This is a genomic window from Blastomonas sp., assembly GCF_046294995.1.
Lineage (GTDB): Bacteria > Pseudomonadota > Alphaproteobacteria > Sphingomonadales > Sphingomonadaceae > Blastomonas.
On the sequence record NZ_JBKBOG010000002.1, the window covers coordinates 245,642 to 269,443 of the forward strand.

The 23,802-nt window shown below is 65.6% G+C and carries 19 protein-coding genes and 1 rRNA gene; 11 read left to right on the forward strand and 9 right to left on the reverse strand.

What is annotated here, in order from left to right; genetic code table 11:
* Window positions 1-11: 11 nt before the first annotated feature.
* A complete protein-coding gene (gene queG, locus ACK4R0_RS05760) occupies window positions 12-1,181 on the reverse strand; it encodes a tRNA epoxyqueuosine(34) reductase QueG (RefSeq protein ID WP_409671564.1) in 1,170 nt (389 codons plus the stop codon).
* A gap of 78 nt (window positions 1,182-1,259) precedes the next feature.
* Between queG and ACK4R0_RS05765 the strand changes: the two genes are divergently transcribed.
* Both ACK4R0_RS05765 and ACK4R0_RS05770 read left to right on the forward strand, forming a co-directional pair.
* Window positions 1,260-2,204 carry an ABC transporter ATP-binding protein gene (locus ACK4R0_RS05765; RefSeq protein ID WP_409671650.1) on the forward strand — a complete coding sequence of 315 codons (945 nt, stop codon included), beginning with the start codon at window positions 1,260-1,262 and terminating at the stop codon, window positions 2,202-2,204.
* Complete coding sequence (locus tag ACK4R0_RS05770; protein WP_409671566.1) at window positions 2,197-3,393, forward strand: ABC transporter permease; 1,197 nt, start codon at window positions 2,197-2,199, stop codon at window positions 3,391-3,393. Before ACK4R0_RS05765 ends, ACK4R0_RS05770 begins: the two co-directional genes overlap by 8 nt.
* A 73-nt stretch (window positions 3,394-3,466) precedes the next feature.
* Here the strand turns inward: ACK4R0_RS05770 and phbB are convergent, their stop codons facing one another.
* From phbB to hflK, 4 genes are all read right to left on the reverse strand, one after another.
* Complete coding sequence (gene phbB / locus ACK4R0_RS05775) at window positions 3,467-4,189, reverse strand: acetoacetyl-CoA reductase (RefSeq protein ID WP_409671569.1); 723 nt, start codon at window positions 4,187-4,189, stop codon at window positions 3,467-3,469.
* A 280-nt stretch (window positions 4,190-4,469) separates the two neighbouring features.
* Complete coding sequence (locus ACK4R0_RS05780; RefSeq protein ID WP_409671573.1) at window positions 4,470-5,996, reverse strand: Do family serine endopeptidase; 1,527 nt, start codon at window positions 5,994-5,996, stop codon at window positions 4,470-4,472.
* A gap of 147 nt (window positions 5,997-6,143) precedes the next feature.
* A complete protein-coding gene (hflC, locus tag ACK4R0_RS05785; protein ID WP_409671653.1) occupies window positions 6,144-6,986 on the reverse strand; it encodes a protease modulator HflC in 843 nt (280 codons plus the stop codon).
* A 5-nt stretch (window positions 6,987-6,991) separates the two neighbouring features.
* Window positions 6,992-8,143, reverse strand: coding sequence for an FtsH protease activity modulator HflK (gene hflK / locus ACK4R0_RS05790; protein ID WP_409671576.1), 1,152 nt, complete (start codon window positions 8,141-8,143; stop codon window positions 6,992-6,994).
* 135 nt (window positions 8,144-8,278) lie between these two features.
* Here hflK and ACK4R0_RS05795 point away from each other — a divergent pair, with 135 nt between their 5' ends.
* From ACK4R0_RS05795 to ACK4R0_RS05810, 4 genes are all read left to right on the forward strand, one after another.
* The gene (locus tag ACK4R0_RS05795; RefSeq protein ID WP_409671579.1) at window positions 8,279-9,259 is read left to right on the forward strand and encodes an Mrp/NBP35 family ATP-binding protein; all 981 of its coding nucleotides are present in this window, start codon (window positions 8,279-8,281) and stop codon (window positions 9,257-9,259) included.
* A 2-nt stretch (window positions 9,260-9,261) separates the two neighbouring features.
* Window positions 9,262-11,577 carry a molybdopterin cofactor-binding domain-containing protein gene (locus ACK4R0_RS05800; RefSeq protein ID WP_409671581.1) on the forward strand — a complete coding sequence of 772 codons (2,316 nt, stop codon included), beginning with the start codon at window positions 9,262-9,264 and terminating at the stop codon, window positions 11,575-11,577.
* A gap of 26 nt (window positions 11,578-11,603) precedes the next feature.
* Window positions 11,604-12,602 (forward strand): ferrochelatase, encoded by a 999-nt coding sequence (hemH, locus tag ACK4R0_RS05805; RefSeq protein WP_409671656.1) that lies wholly within the window; start codon window positions 11,604-11,606, stop codon window positions 12,600-12,602.
* A 357-nt stretch (window positions 12,603-12,959) separates the two neighbouring features.
* Complete coding sequence (locus ACK4R0_RS05810; protein ID WP_409671584.1) at window positions 12,960-14,543, forward strand: helicase HerA-like domain-containing protein; 1,584 nt, start codon at window positions 12,960-12,962, stop codon at window positions 14,541-14,543.
* Window positions 14,544-14,737: 194 nt separating this feature from the next.
* Here the strand turns inward: ACK4R0_RS05810 and ACK4R0_RS05815 are convergent, their stop codons facing one another.
* Complete coding sequence (locus tag ACK4R0_RS05815; RefSeq protein ID WP_409671587.1) at window positions 14,738-15,166, reverse strand: CBS domain-containing protein; 429 nt, start codon at window positions 15,164-15,166, stop codon at window positions 14,738-14,740.
* Window positions 15,167-15,307: 141 nt separating this feature from the next.
* Here ACK4R0_RS05815 and ACK4R0_RS05820 point away from each other — a divergent pair, with 141 nt between their 5' ends.
* Both ACK4R0_RS05820 and ACK4R0_RS05825 read left to right on the forward strand, forming a co-directional pair.
* Window positions 15,308-15,598, forward strand: coding sequence for a hypothetical protein (locus ACK4R0_RS05820; RefSeq protein WP_409671590.1), 291 nt, complete (start codon window positions 15,308-15,310; stop codon window positions 15,596-15,598).
* Between the two features lie 14 nt (window positions 15,599-15,612).
* The gene (locus ACK4R0_RS05825; protein ID WP_409671593.1) at window positions 15,613-16,038 is read left to right on the forward strand and encodes an acyl-CoA thioesterase; all 426 of its coding nucleotides are present in this window, start codon (window positions 15,613-15,615) and stop codon (window positions 16,036-16,038) included.
* Window positions 16,039-16,137: 99 nt separating this feature from the next.
* On the opposite strand, the gene ACK4R0_RS05830 is transcribed toward ACK4R0_RS05825, so the two are convergent.
* Window positions 16,138-16,905, reverse strand: a complete 768-nt coding sequence (locus tag ACK4R0_RS05830; protein WP_409671596.1) for an alpha/beta hydrolase — start codon at window positions 16,903-16,905, stop codon at window positions 16,138-16,140.
* Window positions 16,906-17,123: 218 nt separating this feature from the next.
* On the opposite strand from ACK4R0_RS05830, the gene ACK4R0_RS05835 reads away from it, so the two are divergent.
* On the forward strand, window positions 17,124-19,199 hold the full coding sequence (locus ACK4R0_RS05835) for a catalase (RefSeq protein WP_409671599.1): 2,076 nt from the start codon (window positions 17,124-17,126) through the stop codon (window positions 19,197-19,199).
* Window positions 19,200-19,260: 61 nt separating this feature from the next.
* Here the strand turns inward: ACK4R0_RS05835 and ACK4R0_RS05840 are convergent, their stop codons facing one another.
* Window positions 19,261-20,904: a spinster family MFS transporter gene (locus ACK4R0_RS05840; protein ID WP_409671602.1), complete on the reverse strand. Its 1,644-nt coding sequence runs from the start codon at window positions 20,902-20,904 to the stop codon at window positions 19,261-19,263.
* Between the two features lie 114 nt (window positions 20,905-21,018).
* On the opposite strand from ACK4R0_RS05840, the gene ACK4R0_RS05845 reads away from it, so the two are divergent.
* Complete coding sequence (locus ACK4R0_RS05845; RefSeq protein ID WP_409671605.1) at window positions 21,019-21,504, forward strand: low molecular weight protein-tyrosine-phosphatase; 486 nt, start codon at window positions 21,019-21,021, stop codon at window positions 21,502-21,504.
* Window positions 21,505-21,694: 190 nt separating this feature from the next.
* Here ACK4R0_RS05845 and ACK4R0_RS05850 read toward each other — a convergent pair whose 3' ends face one another.
* On the reverse strand, window positions 21,695-23,209 hold the full coding sequence (locus tag ACK4R0_RS05850; RefSeq protein WP_409671608.1) for a lipopolysaccharide biosynthesis protein: 1,515 nt from the start codon (window positions 23,207-23,209) through the stop codon (window positions 21,695-21,697).
* Window positions 23,210-23,692: 483 nt separating this feature from the next.
* On the opposite strand from ACK4R0_RS05850, the gene ACK4R0_RS05855 reads away from it, so the two are divergent.
* Window positions 23,693-23,802 (forward strand): 16S ribosomal RNA (locus tag ACK4R0_RS05855); the annotation flags it as partial.

The window sequence follows — 23,802 nt, forward strand, 5'->3', positions numbered from 1 at the left end:
GGGGTTTGCGCCTAGACGGGCAGGGCCGTATCGGCAAGCGCGCAAAGCGCGCGCCATTCGGCGAGCACGTCGTCGTCGGTCTCACGATCCAGCCGGGCCGACTTTTCGGATTCCCAGCGAGCGGGGTCGAGCCGCGCCAGCGCCCACACCGCCGCGCCGCGCACCACCGGTTCGGCATCGTCCAACAACCGCGCGACCGGCGCGATCAGCGCGGCATCCTGGCTGTTGCCCGCAGCGATCAGGGCATTGCGCACCATCCGCACCCGCCCGCTGCGCTTGATCGGCGATCCGGAGAACACTGCGCGGAACTGCGCGTCGTCGAGCGCCAGCAGATCGGCAAGTGATGGTGCGGCAAGCTCGGCGCGCGGCAGAAAGGCGCGGTTGCGGTGCGCGGCATCAGCAAACTTGTTCCACGGGCACACGGCCAGGCAGTCGTCGCAGCCATAGACATGGTTGCCGATGCCTTTGCGCAGCTCGGCGGGGATCGGTCCTGCATGCTCGATCGTCAGATACGAGATGCACCGCCGCGCATCGAGCCGATAGGGCGCGGGAAAGGCGTTGGTCGGGCAGATGTCCTGACAGGCGGTGCACGATCCGCAAAGGTCCGCGCCAGCGCCACTCGGCGCAAGCTCGAGCGTGGTATAGATCGCACCCAGAAACAGCCAGCTGCCATGCGTGCGGCTGACCAGGTTGGTGTGCTTGCCCTGCCAGCCCAGCCCTGCGGCCATCGCCAACGGCTTTTCCATCACCGGCGCGGTGTCGACGAACACCTTCACCCCCGTCGTTTCTGGAGCATCATCTGCCTGATCGACGATCCAGCGCGCCAATGCCTTGAGCGCGGTCTTGACCGTCTTGTGATAGTCACCGCCCTGGGCATAGACCGATATCCGCCCCCGGTCGGGGTGCCCGGCAAGCGCGAACGGATCGCGCGCGGGCGCATAACTCATCCCCAGCATGATGACGGAGCGCACCTCGCTCCACAATGTCGCAGGGTCGGCGCGCTGGTCGGCGCGCGCCTCCATCCACAGCATGTCGCCATGGCAGCCCTCGGCCAGCCAGGCTTGCAGCCGCTCGGCGGTCTGCGGTCCCAACGCGGCAGGCGCGATGGCGCAATCGGCAAAGCCTAGCCGGGCCGCCTCTGCCGCTATATCCGCCTCAAGGTTTCGCTTGCCGCTGACCATCCTTCTCCGCTACCCGATAGTGCGACCGTGACCAAGCCGGATGCCGCCTTTTCCGCCCGATATGCCGAAGGACCGAACGTGACCGCCAACGCCATCGAAGCGCGCGGTCTGGTCAAGATCTTCGGGCGTCAGCGCGCCGTCGACGGCGTTGATCTCACCGTGCCTGCAGGCAGCATCTTCGGCATTCTCGGGCCCAATGGCGCGGGCAAGACCACCACCTTGCGGATGCTGCTGGGCATCGTCGATCCTGACGAGGGCACGCGGACATTGCTCGGCGCCGCCCATCCACTCGATGTCGCCAAGCGGGTCGGCTATCTGCCCGAGGAGCGCGGGCTGTACCCTTCGATGAAAGCCTATGACGCGATCGCCTTCATGGGCGCGCTGCGCGGGCTGCCGCTAGCCGAGGGACGCAAGCGGGGCAGGGCGATGCTCGAGGAGCATGGCCTGGGCAAGGCGGCGGACAAGGAGGTGCGCACGTTGTCGAAAGGCATGGCGCAGACGGTGCAGCTGCTCGGCACTCTGGTGCACGATCCCGAGCTGATCGTGCTCGACGAACCGTTTTCGGGGCTCGATGCGCTCAACCAGGCCAAGCTCGAGCGGCTGATTCGCGCGCAGGCCGATCGCGGCGTTACCGTCATCTTTTCGACCCATGTCATCGCGCACGCCGAACGGTTGTGCGAGCGCATCGCGATTATCGCGGGCGGCAAGGTGCCGTTCACCGGATCGGTGTCCGAGGCGCGCGATCGGCTACGCCCGCAGGTGCGGCTGGAGACTCGGTCGCTCGACGGGCCGTGGCGCGCGGCTTTGCCCGCCGATGCCGCGCCCGAGGGGCATTTCTGGCAGTTCACGCTTCCCGAGACTGGGGTCGAGCCGCTGCTGCGCGCGCTGATCGAGGGCGAAGCGGGGATCCAGTCGCTGTCGATCGAGCGGCCCGGGCTGCACGATGCCTTTGTCGCGATCGCAGGCGCAGATGCCGCGCGCCAGCTTGACGAGGAAGCGCAGCAGGAGACTGCCGATGCATGAGCTGCTGCGCGCGTCGTGGGTGATCGCCCGGCGTGATTTTGCCGCGATCATCTTTTCCAAGGCGTTCTTCTTCTTCCTGCTGGGACCAGTGTTTCCGCTGGCGATCGGGATCGCAGCGGGCAGCATCGGCGGGCAGGTGGCGCGCGATATCGACCGGCCCAGCTTTGCCTTAGTGATGGCCGCGTCCGATTCGGACGCCGCGCTCAAGGCGCGCGCCGCGCTGGCCGCGCAGCTCGGCGAGGGCCGGGTGCCGGCGCTGGTGGCCAGGCAGTCCGATACCCCCGAACGCCTGCTCGATGCCACACAGGACACCCGCTTTCTGGGCGTGCTCACCGGTAGCCTTGGCGATCCGCAGCTGATCGGCACCGCAAGCGAGATCGAACGCTGGAAGGGCCCGCTCGAACTGCTGGTTGAACGCGCGCGCGCCGGTAACGCCGCGCAACCTGCGAAGCTGAAGACCCGCGCCGTAGCGCAGAGCTCGGGCTCGCAGGAGCAGGGACGGCTGGTGACCGCGCAGGTCGGCCAGGCGCTGCTGGTGCTGCTGACGATGCTGCTCGCCGGCATGGTGCTGTCCAATCTGGTCGAGGAAAAGACCAACAAGATCATCGAGATTCTCGCTGCGGCGGTCCCGATCGATGCGATCTTCCTCGGCAAATTGTTCGCGATGCTGGGGATGGCGCTGATCGGCATCGCCTGCTGGGCGGGGCTGGCGCTGGTCGCGATCGCTCTGGCGGGCAATGGCGTTCCCGATCTGCCCGCGCCAGCCACCGGTTGGCCGCTGTTCATTGGCTTGGGCGTCGCCTATTTCGCGATGGCCTATCTGCTGCTGGGGTCGCTGTTCCTCGGCATCGGCGCGATGGCGACGACGGTGCGCGAGGTGCAGACGCTGTCGATGCCCGCGACGATGGGCCAGCTCTTGTTCTTCTTCCTCGCCTCGTACTCGGTCACCCGGCTGGGCGAGCCGATCGAGCTGTTCGCGGTGGCGTTTCCGTTCAGCTCGCCCTTCGCGATGCTGGCGCGCGCGGCGCAGGAGCAGGTGCTTTGGCAGCATCTGCTGGCCCTGGCCTGGCAGGCTGCCTGGGTGCTGGTGCTGATCCGATTCGGTGCGCGATTGTTCCGCCGCAACGTGCTCAAGTCGGGCAGCGGTGCCAAGCGCGGGCTGATCGCCGGGCTGATGGCCAAACCCTGAAATCCCCGCACCTGTAAGCAAAAGGGCCGCGCATCGCTGCACGGCCCCTTGGTGATCCCTGCCGCGCAGGCGATCAGTACATATGCTGACCACCGTTGATCGACAGTGTCGATCCGGTGACGAAGGCTGCCTCCTCGGCGGTCAGGAACACCACGCCGCGCGCGATTTCCTCCGCCTGGCCCAACCGTCCGACCGGAATCTGCGCGACGATCTTGTCCATCACGTTTTGCGGGATGGTGGCGAGCATTTCGGTGGCGATGTAGCCAGGTGCAATGGCATTGGCAGTGACGCCATAGCGCGCGCCTTCCATCGCGAGTGACTTGGTGAAACCGTGGATGCCCGATTTGGCGGCGGCATAGTTGACCTGGCCGATCTGGCCGCCCTGGCCGTTGACCGAACCGATGTTGACGATGCGGCCCCAGCCGCGGGTGCGCATTCCCGGGAAGCACGCCTTGGCCATGTTGAAGCAGCCGGTCAGGTCGACGCGAATCACCTCGTCCCACTGCTCCCAGGTCATCTTCATCATGGTCGCATCGCGGGTGATGCCGGCGTTGTTGACCAGAATGTCGACCGGGCCATGCTCGGCCTCGATCTGGGCGACCGCATCCATGCTCTGCTGGTGATCGCCGACATCCCATTTCTGCACGGCAATCCCGGTGCGGTCAGCAAAGGCCCGGGCTGCTTCGTCATTGCCACCGTAGCTGGCGATCACATGCGCACCGGCATCCTTGAGCGCGAGGCTGATCGCCTCGCCGATCCCGCGTGTCCCGCCTGTAACGATTGCGATTCGGCCCATGCATTCTCTCCTATGTTGCCCGTGAATCAAGGCATTCACGGGCACACTAGGAAGGCCGGGCTGGCAAGACAAGGTGACGCTCGCGAAAAGCGCCGGGTGGATATTGCGACAATACTCCCGTCATTCCCGCGCACGCGGGAATCCCGCTTTCGCTCAATTGTCAGCGCAAGAGCGGGACCCCCGCCTTCGCGGGGGTGACGACAATGGATATAGCCGAAAACGGCACGAAAAAGGGCGGCACCATCGGTACCGCCCTTTGTCTGTCTTGCTTGAGGATCGCTTAGCGGCTGCGCAGGCGAACCGGCAGGAACTGCGGCTGGCCGGTGCGACGCTGGACGCGCAGCAGCACCGCCTCGCGGTTGGCCGCGCGCGCTTCGGCGATCACCCGGTCGACCTCGGCCGAGGTCGTCACCGGACGGTTGTTGATCGACAGGATCACATCGCCGCGCCGGATGCCCTTGGTCGCGGCATCGCCCGAAGGATCGACCGCAGCGACCACGACGCCCTTGAGTTCGGGGGGAACGCCGATCTGCCGTGCGATCTGCGGGGTCAGTTCGGTTACTGCCATCGCCAGCGCCTGGCGGGTGGCCTGCTCGCTGTCCTGCTCGCGCTGATCGGAGAAGTCCTCGGCAGCTTCGGGGCTGAAGGCCTGGGCGTTGAGTTCTTCCTCGCTCGGCCGCCGGCCGACCGTGGCGGTCACCGTCACCCGCTCGCCATTGCGGACCAGCACGACGGGGATGCGCTTGCCCGGCGCGGTGTTGGCGACGATGAACGACAGCGTCTGGTCGGGAGTCACGTCCTTGCCATCGACCGAGATCACCACGTCGCCGGCCTTGATACCGGCCTTTTCCGCCGCTTCGCCGGGCTCGACGCGCTGGACGAACTCGCCGCGGCGCTTGGGCAGGCCCAGCGACGCTGCAAGGTCATCGGTCAGCGGGTTGATGCCGATGCCCAGATAACCGCGTTCGATCGCAGCACCGCTGCGCAGCTTCTCGACGATCGGGGCTGCGACTTCGGCAGGGATAGCAAAGCCGATGCCGACGCTGCCGCCGGTGGGCGAGATGATGGCGTTGTTGATGCCGATGACGTTGCCGTTGAGATCGAACATCGGACCGCCCGAGTTGCCCCGGTTGATCGCGGCGTCGGTCTGCAGATAGCGGTCATAGGCGCCGCCCTGGCCGGTGTTGCGATAGACCGCCGAGATGATCCCCGAGGTCACCGTGCCGCCGAGGCCGAACGGGTTGCCGATCGCCAGGATCCAGTCGCCGACGCGCGCCTTGGTCGAATCGCCGAAGCGCACGAACGGAAACGCCTTGGTGCCCGAAATCTTAAGCACGGCAAGATCGGACTGCGGATCGCGGCCGATCAGCCGGGCGGGAAATTCGGTGCCGTCGGGCATGGTCACGGTGATCGATTCGACCGAGGCGTTGCCTTCGGCTGCGATCACGTGGTTGTTGGTGACGACATAGCCGTCTGCCGAGATGATGAAGCCCGAACCCAGCGATTGTGCCTCGCGGGTGCCGCCGCCGCCGCCTTCAGGCGCACCGAACAGACCGCCGAACGGGGTTCCGGCAAACGGGTTGTTGGGGACGCGCACCCGCTGGCGGGTCGAGATGTTGACCACCGCAGGCTGCAGCTGCTCGGTCAGGTCGGCAAAGCTCATCGGCGCACCGGCGCGGGGCGCGGCAGCAAGCATGGCGCTCTGGTCGTTCTGGGCAACCTGCGCACCCAGCGGTTGGCCGGTTGCCAGCACCACGGCGCTGCCACCAAGCAAAAGGGCTGATGTCACTGCATAAGCGTATCGCACGTGTGATTCCTCTTCATCTTTCAAGACGCGGCCACCGGCTTTTCCCAGAACGCCGGAAATCCGGCGCAAAGCGATGGTTCTTCCGGTTTGCAACCTGCGCCTGAACGCAGATTGAATGGTGCGACGCGTCACGCGCGCCGCACCGGTTTAGCGATTACCCCGACCCTGGAATTCGCGCAGATAGTCATTGTTCGGCGACAGGATGATCGAGGTCTCGCCCGATCCACCCAGGAACGTCCGTTCATAGCTCTGCATTGCACGGTAGAATTCATAGAACGACGCATCCTTGCCGAAGCTGTTGGCATAGGTACGCGATGCGGATGCATCGGCCTCGGCGCGGATGATCTGCGCGTTCTTCTGGCCCTGCGCGGTGATGGTCCGTGCTTCCTGCTCGCGCGCGGTGCGCATCCGCTGGAACGCGCTCTGCAGCGGCGTGCCCTGCGGCAGGTCGGCGCGCTTGATCTGCACGTCGACGATCTGCGCGCCGTACTGCGATGCGATCCGGTCGAGCCCGGCCTGGATGCGGTCCATGATGCCGCCGCGCTCGGGGCTCAGCAGGGCGGCAAACTGCCGCTTGCCAAGCTCGTTGCGCAGCGCCGATCCGAGGATCGGGCGAAGTTCGGCGGCCACCCGCTCGACGCTTCCGGCAGAGACGTACATCCGTTCGGGATCGACGATGCGGAAGCGCGCATAGGCATCGACCTCAAGCCGCAGCTGATCGGTGGAGAGCACCTGCTGCTGCTCCATTTCGACCGCGATCACGCGCTTGTCGACCCAGACGATCTGCTCGGCAAACGGAATGCGCGCGATCAGGCCCGCACCGGTCTGGCCGAATTCCTCGTTCTCGCGATAGACGTTGAAGGTGCGCACCGGCTGGCCGAAGCGGACGATCACCGCCTGCTTGGTTTCGGGCACCACCGCGACCGAGCTTGCCAGCACGATCAGGAGCAATGCGAGCAGGCCGAGCCACAGCATCGGGCGTTGGATCATGCCCATCAGCGTGACTCCCCGGCGGCTGGCGCGGGCGGTGCAGGAGTTTCCTGGACGCGCTTGCGCAGTTCGGGCAGCGGCAGATACGGCGTTACATTGCCGGTTTCGATGATCGTCTTGTCAAGCTTGGACAGTACCCGCTCCATGGTTTCATAATACATACGCCGACGCGTCACTTCGGGCGCCAGGCGATATTCTTCGTAGACCTTGTCGAACGCTGCGGCCTCGCCCTGCGCGGCAGCTGTCAGCTGCTGGGCATACGCGCGCGCCTCGTTGAGAAAGGTTTGTGCTTCCTGCTGCGCGGCAGACACCGCCTTGAACGATTCGTTCACGGCTTCGGGCGGATCGGCCTTCTTGATCGCCACGCCCTGCACCTGGATGCCCGAACGATACGAATCGAGCAGCTCCTTCATCCGCTGTTCGACCTTCTGCTCGACCTCGATACGGCCGGGGCCGATCGCATCGTCGAGCGTCACTTCGGCGACGCTTGCGCGCATCGCCGCCTCGGCAGCCTCGCGGATGGTCGCTTCGGGGTCGGCGAGCTGGAACAGGTACAAGGTTGGATTGTTGATCGTCCAGCGCACCGAATAGGCGAGATCGACCAGGTTCTGGTCCCCGGTCAGGATCAGGTTTTCGGTGGTGCCGGCATTGGGAATGTCGATGGTGCGGATGTTCTGCACATCGACCGCCTGGAACGATTCGAGCGGCGAAGGCAGGGTCAGCGCGATGCCGGGTTCAAGCGTGCGCGAATACGATCCGAGGAACGAGACGACGCCGCGTTCCTGCGGGCCGACACGGTGAAAGCTGGTCAGCACCAGCCACAGCAATACGATCAGGCCGATGGCGATCGGCAGATAGCTCTTGCCGTTGGGGCGCCGGGGCAGGCCGCCAAAGCCGCCGCCACCAAATCCGCCGCCACCGCCGCCGCGCCGCTTGAACAGTTCTTCGATGTTCGATGCCTTGCGTCCGCCGGTTGGCCCTGCACCTGCCGGTTGCCAGGGATTGCGCGGTCCGCCGCTACCAGCATCGCCGCCGCCGCCGGACCCTGAATCGCCAGAGCCGCCCGAACCTCCCGATCCGCTGCCCCAGGGGCTGTTGTTGGCCATGGAGGATATTGGCGATAAAATGTGGGAAAACCAGCCGGTCAGTCTTGTCATACTCTCTTTATAAGACGTGACTCCGATAAAAACAGGGGTTTCATGCGCATGTGTTTTGCGGAAGGGCGCATTTCGTCTAGGCAAAGGCCCGGGCTTGCGTGATCGGCGCGCGCCGTTTTATGCGCTTGAGGCAATATGGCTGAGCTGAACGAGATTGAAACCGCTGCCACCGCTGCAAGCGAGGGCAGGGCGAGCGGCGTGCGACTGCGCGAGGGCGGCGTGGTTTCGCTGGTGCTCGACGTGGCCGGGCTCGACGGCCTGACGCGCGACCGGATGGAGATCGCACTCAAGGGCGCGCTGCTCAAGATCGAGGGGGTCACCAAGGTGCAGGTGGCGATGACCGCAGAGCGCCGCCCGCCGCGGTTGATCGCGGTCGGCTCGGGCAAGGGCGGGGTCGGCAAATCCACGTTCTCGGCAAATCTGGCGGTCGCGATGCACCGCGCCGGGCGCAAGGTCGGGCTGGTCGATGCCGATATCTACGGCCCCTCGCAGCCGCGTCTGTTCGATTGCGAGGACGTCAAGCCCAGCGCGCGCGACGAGAAACTGGTGCCGGTACCCAATGATTATGGCGTGCCGCTGCTGTCGATGGGGCATATCGTGCCACAGGGCCAGGCGGTCGCGTGGCGCGGGCCGATGGCGGGCAAGGCGCTCGACCAGTTGATCAACGCGCATTGGGGCGATGTCACCGACATCATCGTCGATCTGCCCCCGGGCACCGGCGATGTGCAGCTCTCGATGCTGCAGAAGCACAAGCCGGTGGGCGCGGTGATCGTTTCCACCCCGCAGGATCTGGCATTGATGGACGCGGTGCGCGCGATCAGCCTGTTCGAGCAGGGCAGCGTGCCGATCATCGGGCTGATCGAGAACATGGCGGGCTATGTCTGCCCGCATTGCGGCGAGCTTTCCGACCCGTTCGGCATCGGCGGCGCGGAAGCTGCGGCCAAATCGATGAACCTGCCGTTCCTCGGCCGGGTACCGCTCGACATGGTGATCCGCCGGTCGAGCGATGCGGGCGTGCCGCCGGCCTCGGGCGAGGGGCTGATCTCCGACAGCTTCGCCGCCATCGCCGGCCGCATCTCGAGCTGGATCGATAACCGCTTTGGACCGGCAGGCTAAATATGGTGCAGATCACGCGGCGCGGCCTGCTGATCACCGCAGCCGCGGGCACCGGATTGACCGTCGCCTGGGCATTGTGGCCGCGAGCCTATGACAATCCGCCCGCGATGCGCGGCAAGGAGGCGGTGTTCGGCGCGTATCTGCGGATCGCCGCCAACGGCACGGTGATCGTCAGCAACCCGCATTGCGAAATGGGGCAAGGGGTGGGCACCGTGCTCGCCCAGATCGTCGCGGAAGAATTGGGCGCGGACTGGCGCACCATCGCGCTCGAGCCCGCACCGCCTGCGCCGGTGTTCGCCAACACCGCGCTGGCGAGCGAATGGGCGCCGTTGCTGCTGCCGGTGGCGCCGGCGCTGCAGCCCGATGCCAACGACATATTGGTGCGCCGCTGGGCCGCGATGCGCGAGTTCGTGGTGACCGCAGGCGATACCGAGGTCACCGCATACGAGCCGGGCTATCGCGCCGCTGCTGCAACCGCGCGCTCGCTGTTGTGCCAGGCGGCGGCCGAGCGATGGGGCGCGACGGTCGAGGAGACCGACACCCGCGACGGCTTTGTCGTGTGGGGCAACGAGAAACTGCGCTTTGCCGAGCTCGCTGCGGATGCGGTGGGCTATCCGGTGCCCAATCCCCCACCGTTGCGCACCACGCTGCCCGGCAATGTCCGCGCCGAGCCGATCGGCGATGCGCCGCCTTTCGCGCGGCTCGATCTGCCCGCCAAGGTCGATGGCAGCGCGACCTTCGCAGGCGATGTCCGGCTGCACGACATGGTCTATGCGGCAATCCGCCAGGGTCCGGTGGGCGCTAACGCCTTGGTCAGCGTCGATCGCAAGCCCGCCGACGGCGTCACCGGGCTGATCGATATCGTCCAGGGCAAAGACTGGGTCGCGGCCGCCGCGACCAGCTGGTGGGCGGCCGACATGGCGGTGAACCGGCTGCGTCCGCGCTTTGCCCATACCGGCGCGCGCCGCAGCGGCGATCAAATCGCCGAACGGCTCGAGCAGGCGATCGAGCCGGGCCCGGGCAAGAAGGCCACCGGGTACCGCATGATCACGCGCGGCGATCCCGATGCGGAATTTGCCAGCGGCAAGGGCATTGCCGCGCGCTATGCGATTGCCGCCGCGCCGCATGCGACGATCGAAACAGGCGCGGTCACCGCGCGCTTTGCCGACAACCATCTCGAGCTTTGGGTCGCCAGCCAGGCGCCGACCGCCGCGCGGCGCCGCGCCGCCGACGCGCTGGGAATCGCGATCGCCAACGTGCAGGTCTATCCGATGCCCGCAGGCGGCTCGTTCGACCGCCGGCTCGATGACGATCTGGTCGCGCCCGCCGCGATCCTGGCGCGCGATCTGCGCCGCCCGGTGCAGCTTACCCGTTCGCGGCAGGAAGAGGCGGTGCGCGATTTCGTGCGCACCCCGGTTGCCGCGCGCGCAGCGGCGGTGATCGACCAGCAGGCGAACATCTCGGCACTGTCGGTCAAGATCGCCTGCCCAGCCACCGCACGCGAATCGGCGCAGCGGCTGTTCAACGATTCGCACGGCATGGACGCGATTGCCGAGACCAGCGGCGATGCCGACCTGATGGCGGTCTCGGGCGCGATGGTGCCTTATGACATCGCCAACATCGCGGTCGATCATTATCCGGTGAGAATCGATATTCCCACCGGGCGCTGGCGCGGCAATAGCGCGAGCTATGGCGTGTTCGTCACCGAATCGTTCATCGACGAACTCGCCGGGCAGGCCGGGCGCGAGCCGCTTTCGTACCGGGTGCAGATGCTCGGGCAGAACATCCGCCTCGCCAACTGCCTGACCCGGGTGGCGGGGCTGTCCGAATGGGATGGCGGGCTCGACAACAGCGGCCAGGGCGTTGCCTGCTGCAGCTGGAACGGCGCGCACATCGCGGTCGTCGCCAGCGCCTCGCGGGCCAGTGGTGGTGGGGGCAGCGGTGCCGATGGCGCGGCCGCGCGCGGCGGCTTTCGGGTGGAGCGGTTGTCCGCGGTGGTCGATGTCGGAAGGATCATCAATCACGACATAGCCTTGCAACAGATCGAAGGCGGCATGATATTCGGCCTTGCGATGGCGATGGGGTGCGCTACCGGCTGGACCGATGGCTATCCCGATGTTCGCAACCTAAGAGACCTTTCCCTGCCGCAACTGGCCGACATACCGGAGATCCGCGTGGACTTTATCGAGAGCCAGGAGCCGCCTGCGGGCCTTGGCGAAATCGGCGTGCCTGCAGTTGCTCCTGCCATCGCCAACGCGCTCGCCTCTGCTACCGGCCTGCGCCTGCGCCAGCTGCCGCTGCTCTCGGGTGGCCTGTGAGCGATTTCGACATTTCCAAATCGGGCATGGAGCCGCCGGCCGATCACCCGCCGATCCTCAAGCCCCGCATCGGTGTGCTGCTGATCAACCTCGGCACGCCGGCTGCCCCCACCACCAAGGCGGTGCGCGATTATCTGGGCGAGTTCCTGTCCGACAAGCGCGTCGTCGAGATCCCCGCGATCGTCTGGCAGCCTTTGCTGCGCGGGGTCATCCTCAACACCCGCCCGCAGAAATCCGCTGCCGCTTATGCCGAGGTGTGGACCGATCAGGGCTCGCCGCTCGCGGTCTATTCCAAGCGCCAGGCGCAGGCGCTGCGCGACCGGATGGGCGAAGGCGTGCGGGTCGAATATGCGATGCGCTATGGCCAACCGTCGATCGAATCGCAGATCAAGGCGATGAAGGACGCCGGGTGCGACCGCATCCTGCTCGCGCCGCTCTATCCGCAATATTCGGGCGCTACCACCGGCACCGCCAACGACAAGGCGTTCGAGGTGCTGCAGGCGATGCGCTGGCAGCCCGCGATCCGAACGCTGCCGCCCTATCATGACGATCCGGTGCATATCGACGCGCTCAAGCGCAACATCGAGCACGCCATCGCCTCGCTCGATTTCGAGCCCGAAGAGATCGTCACCAGCTTCCACGGCATGCCTCTGCGCACGCTTCATCTGGGCGATCCCTATCACTGCCAGTGCCGCAAGACCGCGCGGCTGCTGAGCGAGGCGATGGGGCGCGATCTGGTGGTCTCGTTCCAGTCGCGCTTCGGCCGCGCCAAATGGCTCGAGCCCGCGACCGACGACACGCTCGAGGCCCTGGGCAAGAAGGGGGTCAAACGCATCGCCGTGGTCGCGCCTGGCTTCTCGGTCGATTGCCTCGAGACGCTGGAAGAGCTCGCCATCCAGGGCCGCGAGCAGTTCGAGCACGCCGGCGGCGAGAAGTTTGCGTACCTTCCGTGTTTGAATGCGAGCGGCGAGGGCATGGACATGCTCGAGACGCTGGTGCGGCGCGAACTGGCTGGGTGGATTTAGACTGAAATGCCCTCTCCCCTTCAGGGGAGAGAGCACCCCTATCTGCCAACCCCGTTCAGCCTGAGCCTGTCGAAGGCCACGGGATAGCTCTTGCCCCAAAGCCCAACCGTTTTCCGGCGAAAGCCGGAATCCAGGGCGAGTGCAGTGCCATCCGACTCCTGGGCTCCGGCTTTCGCCGGAGAACGGTCTAGTTATTTGGCTGACCTTGCCGCAATGCCTTCGACAAGCTCAGGCTGAGCGGATGTGGTGCAACGGGTGGTCGCTTCCGCCGCCACACAGTTTACACGCCCCTCCCTCGACTTGCCCCGGCACTCGCGGCATACATCGCGAAACACGATCAGCGGGGGAGCACCAGCCATGTCCGATATCTTTCTAGGCCTTGGCGGCGGCGAGCGGCAGACGCTGGTGCTGGCCCGTGCCAACCGGCACGGCATGGTCGCAGGCGCCACCGGCACCGGCAAGACGGTGACGCTGCAGGGCATCGCCGAGAGCTTTTCCGCCGCGGGCGTCCCGGTGTTCGTCGCGGATGTGAAGGGCGATCTGGCGGGGATCGCGATGGCAGGCTCGCCCACTCACAAGGCGCATGACAAGTTGGTCGCGCGCGCGGCCGAGATCGGGCTCGAGGACTATGCCTATTCGGACAATCCGGCGATCTTCTGGGACCTTTACGGCGAACAGGGTCACCCGATCCGCACCACGATCAGCGAGATGGGGCCGCTGCTGCTCGCGCGGCTGATGGGCCTCAATGATACCCAGGAAGGCGTGCTCAACATCGCCTTCCGCTTTGCCGACGAGAAAGGCCTGCTGCTGCTCGACCTGCCCGATCTGCAATCGGTGCTCGCCTACACCGCCGAGAACGCCGGCGAGCTATCGGCGCGGTTCGGCAATGTCACCAAGGCCAGCGTCGGGACGATCCAGCGGCAATTGCTCCAGCTCGAGAGCCAGGGCGCGGGCCAGTTCTTCGGCGAGCCCGCGCTCGAGATCGACGACTTCCTGTGCTGCGACGATCAGGGGCGTGGGCTTATCAACGTGCTCGCCGCAGACAAATTGATGCAGAGCCCCAAGCTCTATGCGACCTTCCTGTTGTGGCTGCTGTCCGAATTGTTCGAGACGCTTCCCGAGGTCGGCGACCCCGAAAAGCCCAAGCTCGTCTTCTTCTTCGACGAGGCGCATCTGCTGTTCGACGACGTGCCCAAGGCGCTCGAGGACAAGATCGAGCAGGTCGTCCGCCTGATTCGCTCGAAGGGGGTCGGCGTCTATTTCGTCACGCAGAACCCGATCGATATCCCCGAAAAGGTCGCGGGCCAGCTCGGAAACCGGGTGCAGCACGCGTTGCGCGCCTTCACCCCGCGCGACCAGAAGGCGATTCGCGCCGCCGCCGATACCTTTCGGATCAACCCCGATCTCGATGTCGCCACCGCGATTACCGAACTGAAGACGGGCGAGGCTCTGGTCTCGACTTTGCTCGAGGACGGCTCGCCCTCGATCACCCAGCGCACCTTGATCAAACCGCCGCGCTCGCGGCTGGGTCCGCTCAGCCCCAAGGAACGCGCGATCATCCGGTCGGTCTCGCCCTATGACGGCAAATACGATGCGCGGATCGAGCGCGAATCGGCGATGGAGGTGCTGGCGCAGAAGGCCGCCGATGCCGCTGCGGTGGCCGAAGAGGTCGAGGCCAGGGGCAAGGCCGAGGTCGCCAAGCAGCCGCGCAAGACGACATCGGTCTGGGCCAAGGCGGGTAATGCGGCGGCGGGCACGGCTGCAGCATCGGCCGGCGCGGTGCTGGCGGGCGCGCTCACCGGCAAGAAGAGCCGCGCGCGGCCCGGCGCCAGCGCGGCGAGCGCGGCAGCGGGCACCGTGGCGACCGAGATCGGCAAGGCGTTCGGCTTCCCCGGCCTGGGCCGATTCGCGCGCAATCTGCTGGGCGGGTTGATGCGGTAGGAGGAAGAAGGTCTGGTTCACGCGAAGACGCGAAGGCGCGAAGGGTCTTTTCGCAGCTAAATGTTCTCCGGCGAAAGCCGGAGCCCAGGAGTCAGGTAGCGCATTCTCGCCTCTGGGCTCCGGCTTTCGCCGGAGAACGGAAATCTTCGCGCCTTCGCGTCTTCGCGTGAAACCCTGAAAACCGACCTGAGCGATCAAACGCTCTGGATATAATCCCTCAGCGCCGCCGCCTCGCTTTCGATCTTGTCGATGCGGTACTTCACCAGATCGCCGATCGAGACAAAGCCGATCAGCGTCGTGCCTTCGACCACCGGCAGGTGGCGGATTCGCCTGCGGGTCATCAGCGACAGCGCCGACATCACCTGGGTATCGGGGGTGACCGTGATGGCCGGCGCGGTCATCGCCTTTTCGACCGGCTGGTCGAGGATTTCGGGGCCATCCGAATGCAGCCGGTAGACCAGATCGCGCTCGGAAAAGATGCCGACCACCTCGCCATCGCGCACGATCGGCAGCGCGCCGATGCGCCGCTGTGCGAGCAGGTTTGCCGCATCGCGCACCGTGGCGGTGCAGGTGCATTGGTGGACTGCGCCATCGCGCCCCGACAGAATAGTGGCAATGGTCATGACGTGCGCCCTCCTAAGCGTAAAGCCCGGTCCCTTTGACAAAGGCGGCGCTGCAACGAGGTCCGCCATGGCGACTCAAGCGAGCAGATGGTCCCACGAAATGCTTGGAAAGAAAAGGCATCTCAACCTATATCCCCAGTCATGCCCCGCTTTTCGAATCTCGACGATCCCGATTACGCCCGCTTCGCCTGGCGTCGCTACTGGCGCGTGATGGGGTGGATGGCCGCCGTCACGGCGCTGGCGGTGGTCGGAGCTCTGGGCGTGCTGTTCATGCTGCACGGCACGGTCTCGATCCATCTGTACATCGCCGCCGCGCTCGGCGTAGGCTTTACCATGCTGCTGACGGCAGCTTTGATGGGTCTGGTGTTTCTGTCCAGCGGCACCGGCCACGACGAATCGATAGACGACGCGCTCGATCCTGACGGTTCGTAATTCGGGGGGATAACATGACGGACGTTTCCGCCGGTCGCCTGACGGCCGACCGCCTTGGCGAGGGCCGCGAGCCAGTGCTGCGCGTGGTGCCCGCGCCGGCCGACATCAACGCCAATGGCCATATCTTCGGCGGCTGGGTGCTGGCGCAGATGGACATCGCAGGCGGCATCGTCGCCGGCCGCGAGGTGCAGGGGCCATGCGCGACCGTGGCGATCGAGGCGATGCAGTTCCTCGCACCGATCCTGCTGCGCGACATCATCTCGGTCTATGGCGAGGTCGAGCGGGTGGGGCGCACCTCGATCGCGATCCGGCTCGACGTCATCGCCACCCGCGGTCGCGGCCAGCAGGAGGTGCGGGTCACCAGCGGCCTGTTCACCTTCGTCGCGCTGGATGAGGAGCATCGCCCAAGGCCGATCCAGCGCGAGACGAAGCTCGTTTGAATCATTCGTCATTCCCGCGAACGCGGGAATCCCGCTTCGGAGCAGTTGGCGCGTAAAAAGCGGGACCCCCGCGTTCGCGGGGGTGACGGCAAGATGCGATCAGGCCGCCAGAACCTCGACCAAATTTCCCACCTTCTGCAGCAGCAGCGCGATGTCGCTGTCGCGCGACAGGCGGTGGTCGCCGTCCTTGATCAGCAGCAGTTGCACGTCGCCGCTGCGCAACTGCTTCTGGGTCTCGAGCGCATATTGCCATGGCACGTCGGGATCGTTCTGGCCCTGGATCAGCCGCACCGGGCAATCGATGCCGATCTCGCCGATCAGCACGCGGTTGCCCTCGCCCTGTTGCCAGAACTTGCGGGTCGTCACCATCGGCTCGGGGCCGTATTCGCTGGGCTTCTCCAGCCGCCCTTCGGTGAGGATGGCCATCTTCTCCTCTTGGCTGAAACCCCACATCGTGAAATCGGGCGCTGCGGCGATTCCGACGATTCCCGCCACCCTGGCCGGGCGCGCGAGCGCGACCAGCAATGCCAGCCATCCGCCCATCGACGATCCGATCAGCAGCACCGGGCCATCCACGACCGTGTCGACCAGCGTCAGCACGTCATCGCGCCAGTCGGCCAGCCCCTGCTTCTCGAAATCTCCGCCGCTTGCCCCGCATCCGGCATAATCGAAGCGCAGCATCGCCAGCCCCTGGGCTTGGGCCCAGCTGTCGAGCGCGAGCGCCTTGGTCCCGGTCATATCCGAGGCATAGCCGGGCAGGAAGACCAGCGTTGGCGCCGTGGCGCGCGTGTCGCTGGCGCGGCGGTGGTGATAGACGAGGCGCGGCCGGTCGGCGCGGTCGAGGAAGCTGGTGTTGTGCTGGTTCATGGCCCGCGATCTAGCCGACTCGTCAGGGTCGCGCTAGAGTTGGTGGGGAGCGGCGACGTCCGACCCGCCAGCGACCGAATTCTCTTACGCCCGATGCATCGCATGACAGGCAAGTGCGTAGGTGAGGTCAAGGCGCATCCGCGTCCGGTCGATGCGCGCCTGCCGAACCCGGCAACACCCTGCACGCGTTGATCCTTCGACCAATGCAGGAGCTACACATGACATCTTCCCCCAAAACGACCCAAGGCCATGGCGGCGAAACCCACCAGCAGGCGAGCGGCGATACCCCTGTGCTCACCACCAACCACGGCATGCCGATCTCGGACAACCAGAACAGCCTGAAATCCGGGGCACGCGGCCCGACGCTGCTCGAAGATTTCGTGCTGCGCGAGAAGATCTTCCATTTCGACCATGAGCGTATCCCCGAGCGGATCGTCCACGCGCGCGGCACCGGCGCGCATGGCGTGTTCGAGGCGACCGACGATATTTCGGACCTCAGCAAGGCGGCGGTGTTCACCAAGGGCGAGAAGACCGAGGTGTTCGTGCGCTTCTCCACCGTTGCCGGCGGCGCCGGATCGGTCGACACCCCGCGCGACGTGCGCGGCTTTGCGGTCAAGTTCTACACCCGCGAGGGCAACTGGGATCTGGTCGGCAACAACATCCCCGTGTTCTTCATCCAGGATGCGATCAAGTTCCCCGATCTGGTCCACGCGGTGAAGATGGAGGCCGATCGCGGCTATCCGCAGGCGGGCAGCGCGCACGATACCTTCTGGGACTGGGCGTCGCTGATGCCCGAATCGACGCATATGCTGATGTGGGCGATGTCCGACCGCACCCTGCCGCGCTCGTTCCGCACGATGGAAGGCTTTGGTGTCCACACCTTCAAGATGGTGAACGCAGACGGCAAGGCCAGCTCCGTCAAGTTCCACTGGAAGCCGGTCCTCGGCCTGCAGTCGACGATCTGGGACGAGGCGCTCAAGCTGCAGGCGGCGGACAACGACTACCAAAGGCGCGATCTGTTCGAATCGATCGGCCGCGGCGATTTCCCCGAATGGGAGCTCGGCATCCAGGTGTTCGACCAGGAATTCGCCGATGCGCAGCCTTATGACGTGCTCGATGCCACCAAGCTGATTCCCGAAGAGGATGTGCCTGTGCGGATCATCGGCAAGATGACGCTCAACCGCAACGTCGACAACTTCTTCGCCGAGACCGAGCAGGTGGCGTTCCTGCCGACCAACATCGTTCCGGGAATCGATTTCTCGAACGATCCGCTGCTGCAGGGACGGCTGTTCAGCTATCTCGATACGCAGAAGTCGCGGCTGGGGACGACCAACTTCCACCAGATCCCGGTCAACGCGCCGCGCTGCCCGTTCGGAAACTTCCAGCGCGACGGCATGATGCAGACGATGGTGCCCAAGGGCCGTGCCAATTACGAGCCCAACAGCCTCACCGCGCATGGTGAAGAGGGCGGTCCGCGTGAAAGCGCTGCCAAGGGCTTTGCCACCACCAATCTGGTCAGCGGTCCCGACGAGCAGGGCGAAAAGCTGCGCGTTCGCGCCGAGCTGTTCGCCGATCACTACAGCCAGGCACGATTGTTCTTCAAGTCGCAGACCCCGAGCGAACAGGCGCATATTGCCTCGTCGTTCGTGTTCGAGCTGTCCAAGGTCGCCGATCTCGATCAGGTGCCCGCACGGATGGTCGCCAATCTGCGCAATGTGGACGAGGATCTGGCCAAGCGGGTCGCCGATGGGCTCAACATCGAGCTGCCTGCCAAGGCGGAAGCCGCGCGCAAGCCGGTCGACATGAAGCCTTCGGACAAGCTGTCGATCCACAAGAACATGAAGGCGACGCTCAAGGGCCGTTCGGTCGGCATCCTGATTGCCGATGGCACCGACGCAGGCGAGCTCGAGAAGCTGACGGGCGCGGTCAAGAAGGCTGGCGCCACGCCGGTGATCATCGCGCCCAAGGTTGGCGGCGCGAAGCTTTCCGACGGCAAGCAGAAGAAGGCTGATGGTCAGCTCGCCGGAACGCCGAGCCAGCTGTTCGATGCGGTTGCCATCGTGCTGTCGGACGAGGGCACCAAGATGCTGCTCAAGGAAGCTGCAGCGGTGCAGTTCGCGATGGATGCGTTCGGCCACCTGAAGGCGATCGGCGCGAGCAAGGCGGCCAAGCCGCTGCTCGACAAGGCCGGCGTCGAGCCCGATGCGGGCGTGACCGGGATCGGTGACGACTTCATCAAGGCTGCGGCAACGCGCTTTTATGATCGCGAACCCGGCGTGCGCATGCTCGCCTGATTCGCCTGATACCGATCAATCCAATCCGGGCGGTGCCAGCGGCATCGCCCGGATTTGTGTGTCAGGCGCCTTCGCCTGCAGCTTGTGCCCGCTCGACCACGGTGCGCTCGGCCAGAGGCACCGCGCGATAGGCCGCGAGCAGCAGCGCGATGCCGACCGGCACGATCACCAGGATCGACAGCACGCCGGTCGACAGGCTGCCGCTGATCACCGACATCTGCCCGGCGAGATACGGGCCCAGCGCGAGCCCGAACAATGTCGTGGCGAGGAAGAAGGTTGCTGTGGCGGTCCCGCGCATCCGCGGCATCACCAGATCCTGCGTCGTCGCGGCTGCTGCGCCCAATGCCGAGCTCGCGAGCATGTTGGCGAGCGAGACGAAAACCGCGAATCGCACGAAGTCCATGTTCGAATCGGGATCGTTGACCGTGGTGAAGGCCAGCACGATCGGGATGATCGGGGTCAGCAGCCCGAACGCGATCACGATGATGCGGCCCGATTCGCTGCGTGCGCGCAACCAGTCAGACATCCGCCCGCCCAGGATCACGCCGATGAAGCCGCCGGCAGCGCCCAGCCCGCCGAGCCACAAGCCGATCGTCGCGGTCGATTCGCCGAGCACTTGCGCGGCATAGCTCGGCCCGAACGCGGTGGTAGCGTACGAAAGGAATGCAACGCAGCCATAGCCCAATATGGTATAAAGGAACGCAGGCGACCCCCAGATCAATGCGAAAGTTGCCGGGTCCCGCAGGCGAAGCGATGCCGCCCAGGAGAACACCGCATAATAGCCGACCGCGATGCATATCCATTGCAGGGTCGCGCCAGTGAGCAGGATCAGCCCGAACGCGGCCACCGCAAGCGCGGCGATCACGCCAATGTTGACCGCAAGAGCCGACATCCCGCGCTGCGCCGCAGAGATCAGAGTGAAAGGCGGGATGACCGCGAACAGCTCCTGCAGGAACCCGCGAAACGGCTCGGCCGCCGGCGGCGTGGGCAGGCCGTCGACCAGACCGCGCACCGGCTCGCGAAGGGTGGCGACCCAGGCTGCCAGCAGCAGTCCGGGTATGCCCACTGCCAGAAACGCCGCCTGCCAGCCGACGAGGCCGAGCGGCCCGCCACCGGGATAGGCGTTGTTCCAGCCTGCGACGATGAACCCGCCGATCATCAGCGAGATGCCGCCGCCGAAATACAGCCCCGCCGAATAGATCGCGAGCGCAGTGCCGCGCATGCGCTTGGGGAACATGTCCGAGATCAGCGAATAGGCAGACGGGCTCGCGGTCGCCTCACCGATGCCGACGCCCATGCGTGCAAGGCCCAAGGTCGTGCCGTTCTTGGCAAAGCCCGATACCGCCGTCATCGCCGACCAGATCGCAAGGCCCAAAGTCAGCAGCCGCACCCGGTTCCAGCTGTCGGCCAGACGCCCCAGCGGGATGCCGAACAAGGCGTAGAACACGGCAAACGCGGTGCCGTAGAGAAAGCCGATATCGGCATCGTCGAGCCCCAGGTCCGCCTTGATGTCGGGTGCCAGGATGGTGATGATCTGCCGATCGATGAAGTTGAGCACATAGACGAGGAACAGGATGCCCAGGCCATACCAGGCATAAGGCGTTGCGTGCGTGGCGGGCGAGAGCGCTGCGTCGGGCGGGGTATCGCCCGCGGTGGCAGCGCTGTCCGGGGTGGCGTGAGTCTCCGTACCGATTGTTCCCGTCACCTGCGCGCATCTCCCCGCTGCTTGTTCTTGTAGGGTCCATTGGCTAGCAGAGCCGTAGGTTCGTGCAAGCACCTTACGGGTGCGGAACCCGAAGCAGCAGGCGGGCGGAGTGCGATGGCTGAGCAGTATCCTTCGATCGTCTTCGTGTGCCTTGGCAATATCTGCCGATCGCCGCTGGCCGATGGCGCGTTGCGGCACGAGGTCGCGCGGCGGGGGCTTGGCTGGACGGTCGATTCGGCGGGCACCGGCGGCTGGCACGCCGGCGATGCGCCCGATAAGCGGGCGATCGCGGTCGCCGCCCGGCACGGTGTCGATATATCGGGGCTCCGGGGGCGTCAGGTGCACGCGCGTGACTTCACCCGGTTCGACCTGATCCTCGCGATGGATCACGACAATCTGGCCGGGCTGCACGCGATCGCGCCGCCCGATCACGCCGCCGACGTCCGGCTGGCGCTCGATCTGGTCGAGGGGCGCGAAGGGCAGGCGGTCGCGGACCCCTATTATGGCGATGCGCGCGGGTTCGATGCGACCTGGGCCGATGCGCAGGCGATCGCGCGCGGCGTGCTGCGTCACTTTGGCGTTGACGGGAGGTATGCATAGGCCTTGTGCGTACGTCCCTCGACTTCGCTCGGGAACACGGGAGTTGGGGACGACCTCGTGGCACGTTGGCGCGACAGTTTAGCCCAAAAGCGAATCGCAGCTTTGCCTTCCCCCGCCGCCCCTCCCCCTCGCCGTCTGTCCCGAGCGAAGTCGAGGGACGTTGTGCACCCCCTTATGCAAACGCGGCTCCTCAGGCGGGGAGCGGTGCCTCGATCGGCGGGGGCTGGCGGCGGAGCAGGCCGATCGCATCGCGCAGCATCTGCGGCGCCAGCACCCGCAGCAGCAGCCAATAGCTCAGCACCCCGATCCCTGCGAGCAGCGCCAGGCGAACCATGATTTCGGCAAGGTTGTTGTCGAGCGTGCCGGCCAGCCCGATTCGCATCGTCCATACCAAGGCCGCCATGGTCACGGCGGCACCGATGCCCGGCGCGCAGGCGATCAGCACATCGCGCACCCGCACGCCGATGATCGGGCACGATTGCCACAGCGCGAAGGCGAGCACGACCGGCATGCCTATCACCCAGCCCAGCGCCAGCCCGGTCACGCCGAACTGGACGCCGCCCAGAAACATCACCGGCATGAACACCGCGCCGAACGCCGAACAGCGCACGGTGATTCGCGGATGGCCCAGCGCGTTGACCGCAGGCGCCAGCAGCACGTGCAGTGTCATGAACGGCATCGCGATCGCGAACAGCTGCACCAAGGGCACCATCTCGAGCCATTTCTCGCCGAACAAGGTGTAGACTGCCTCGGGTGCGGTGACCGCGAGCCCGGCATAGACCGGGCAGCTGATCAGCATGATCAGCGCGATCGCCTTGAGGAACGCCGCCTGCAGCCGCGCGGGCTCGGCCTGCAGCCGGGCATAAGCGGGGAAGGCGACCTCGTTGAGCGGGGGAATGACCTTGGACGAGAACATCTGCGCGAGGAACAGCGCCTCGGCGTAGAGCCCGAGCGCGTGCGCATCGAGCACGCGGCCGGCGATCAGCACATCGGCCTGGGTCTGGATGCTCCACAGCAGGTGGCTGGTCAGCATCGCCCCGCCAAAGCCGATCATCTCGCGGGTCCCCTTGAAGTTGAAGCTGGGCCAGACGACGAATCGCTGGGCGATGCACAGCCCGATCGCGCGGGTCCACACCATCGCAGTGGGCGCGGCGACCAATGTCCACACACCCCAGCCCGCCATTGCGCACGCTATAGAGGTGATCGCGCATACCAAGGCGGCGATCAGGTTGACGATCGCCAGGCGCCGGAAATCGAGCGCGCGACTCATCAGCACCTCGGGCACGGCCATGAACGGCGTCGCCAGATACATCACCGTCTGCCAGCGCAGCAGGTCGGTCACCATCGGCTGGCTATAATAAGCGGCGATCGCGGGCGCGGCGGCGAACTGGATCGCGGCGATGCCAAAATTGAGAATCAGCAAAAGCCCGAATGCCTGGCGCACGCGGAAGCGGTCTATGTTCTCCTGCTGGATCAGCGAGCTCGCAAAGCCATAGCCGTTGAGGAAGGCGAGCATCACCATCACCACCTGGGTCATCGCGAACAGCCCGTAATCGGCAGGGTCGAGAATCCGAATCACCGCAAGCGTGGTCGTCCACATCACCACCTGACTCACGATCTGGCTGCCGGAACGCCAGAAAACCGCGGATCTTACGCGGTTGGCAAAGCCTGAGTCGGCGATTCTCTGTGCTGTGTCTTCAACCATATACTGTCGTGATCCCGTCAGGCGGTGATGGTGGGTCCGGAGGCAATGCCGCCAAAACCCCGTGTTTTCGGTGCCTAGCGGCAATTCCCGAAAAAAACTGAAACAAAACTGCAAAAAGCGTTTGACCCGAATCGAACCCCTCCATATATGCCCTCTCACCGGACGGGACGCGGCGCCAACGCATCGCTCTCCACCCGGTCGCCAACATAGACGGACACCAAGTCCCCCGGTAGAAAAATCGGGGAACAATGGTCGTCCGCTACTTCTGTCGGTGGGTTCTTTGACATTGTGATTTTTAGATGAAGGGACATGTGGGCGACGGCGCCCGGTTCCGAGGAGTTCAAGGCCTCGGTTACCGGTTGCATTAAGTCGTTCCTATATGTCCTTCACGTATCCATACGTAAAGAAATGTGCAGGAACGGCTCCTTGAAGCTCATGTCCTTGCGGTTAGCCGGTTCGCCGGTGCTGCAATGATGTGTGACACAACTTGAGAGTTTGATCCTGGCTCAGAACGAACGCTGGCGGCATGCCTAACACATGCAAGTCGAACGAAGTCTTCGGACTTAGTGGCGCACGGGTGCGTAACGCGTGGG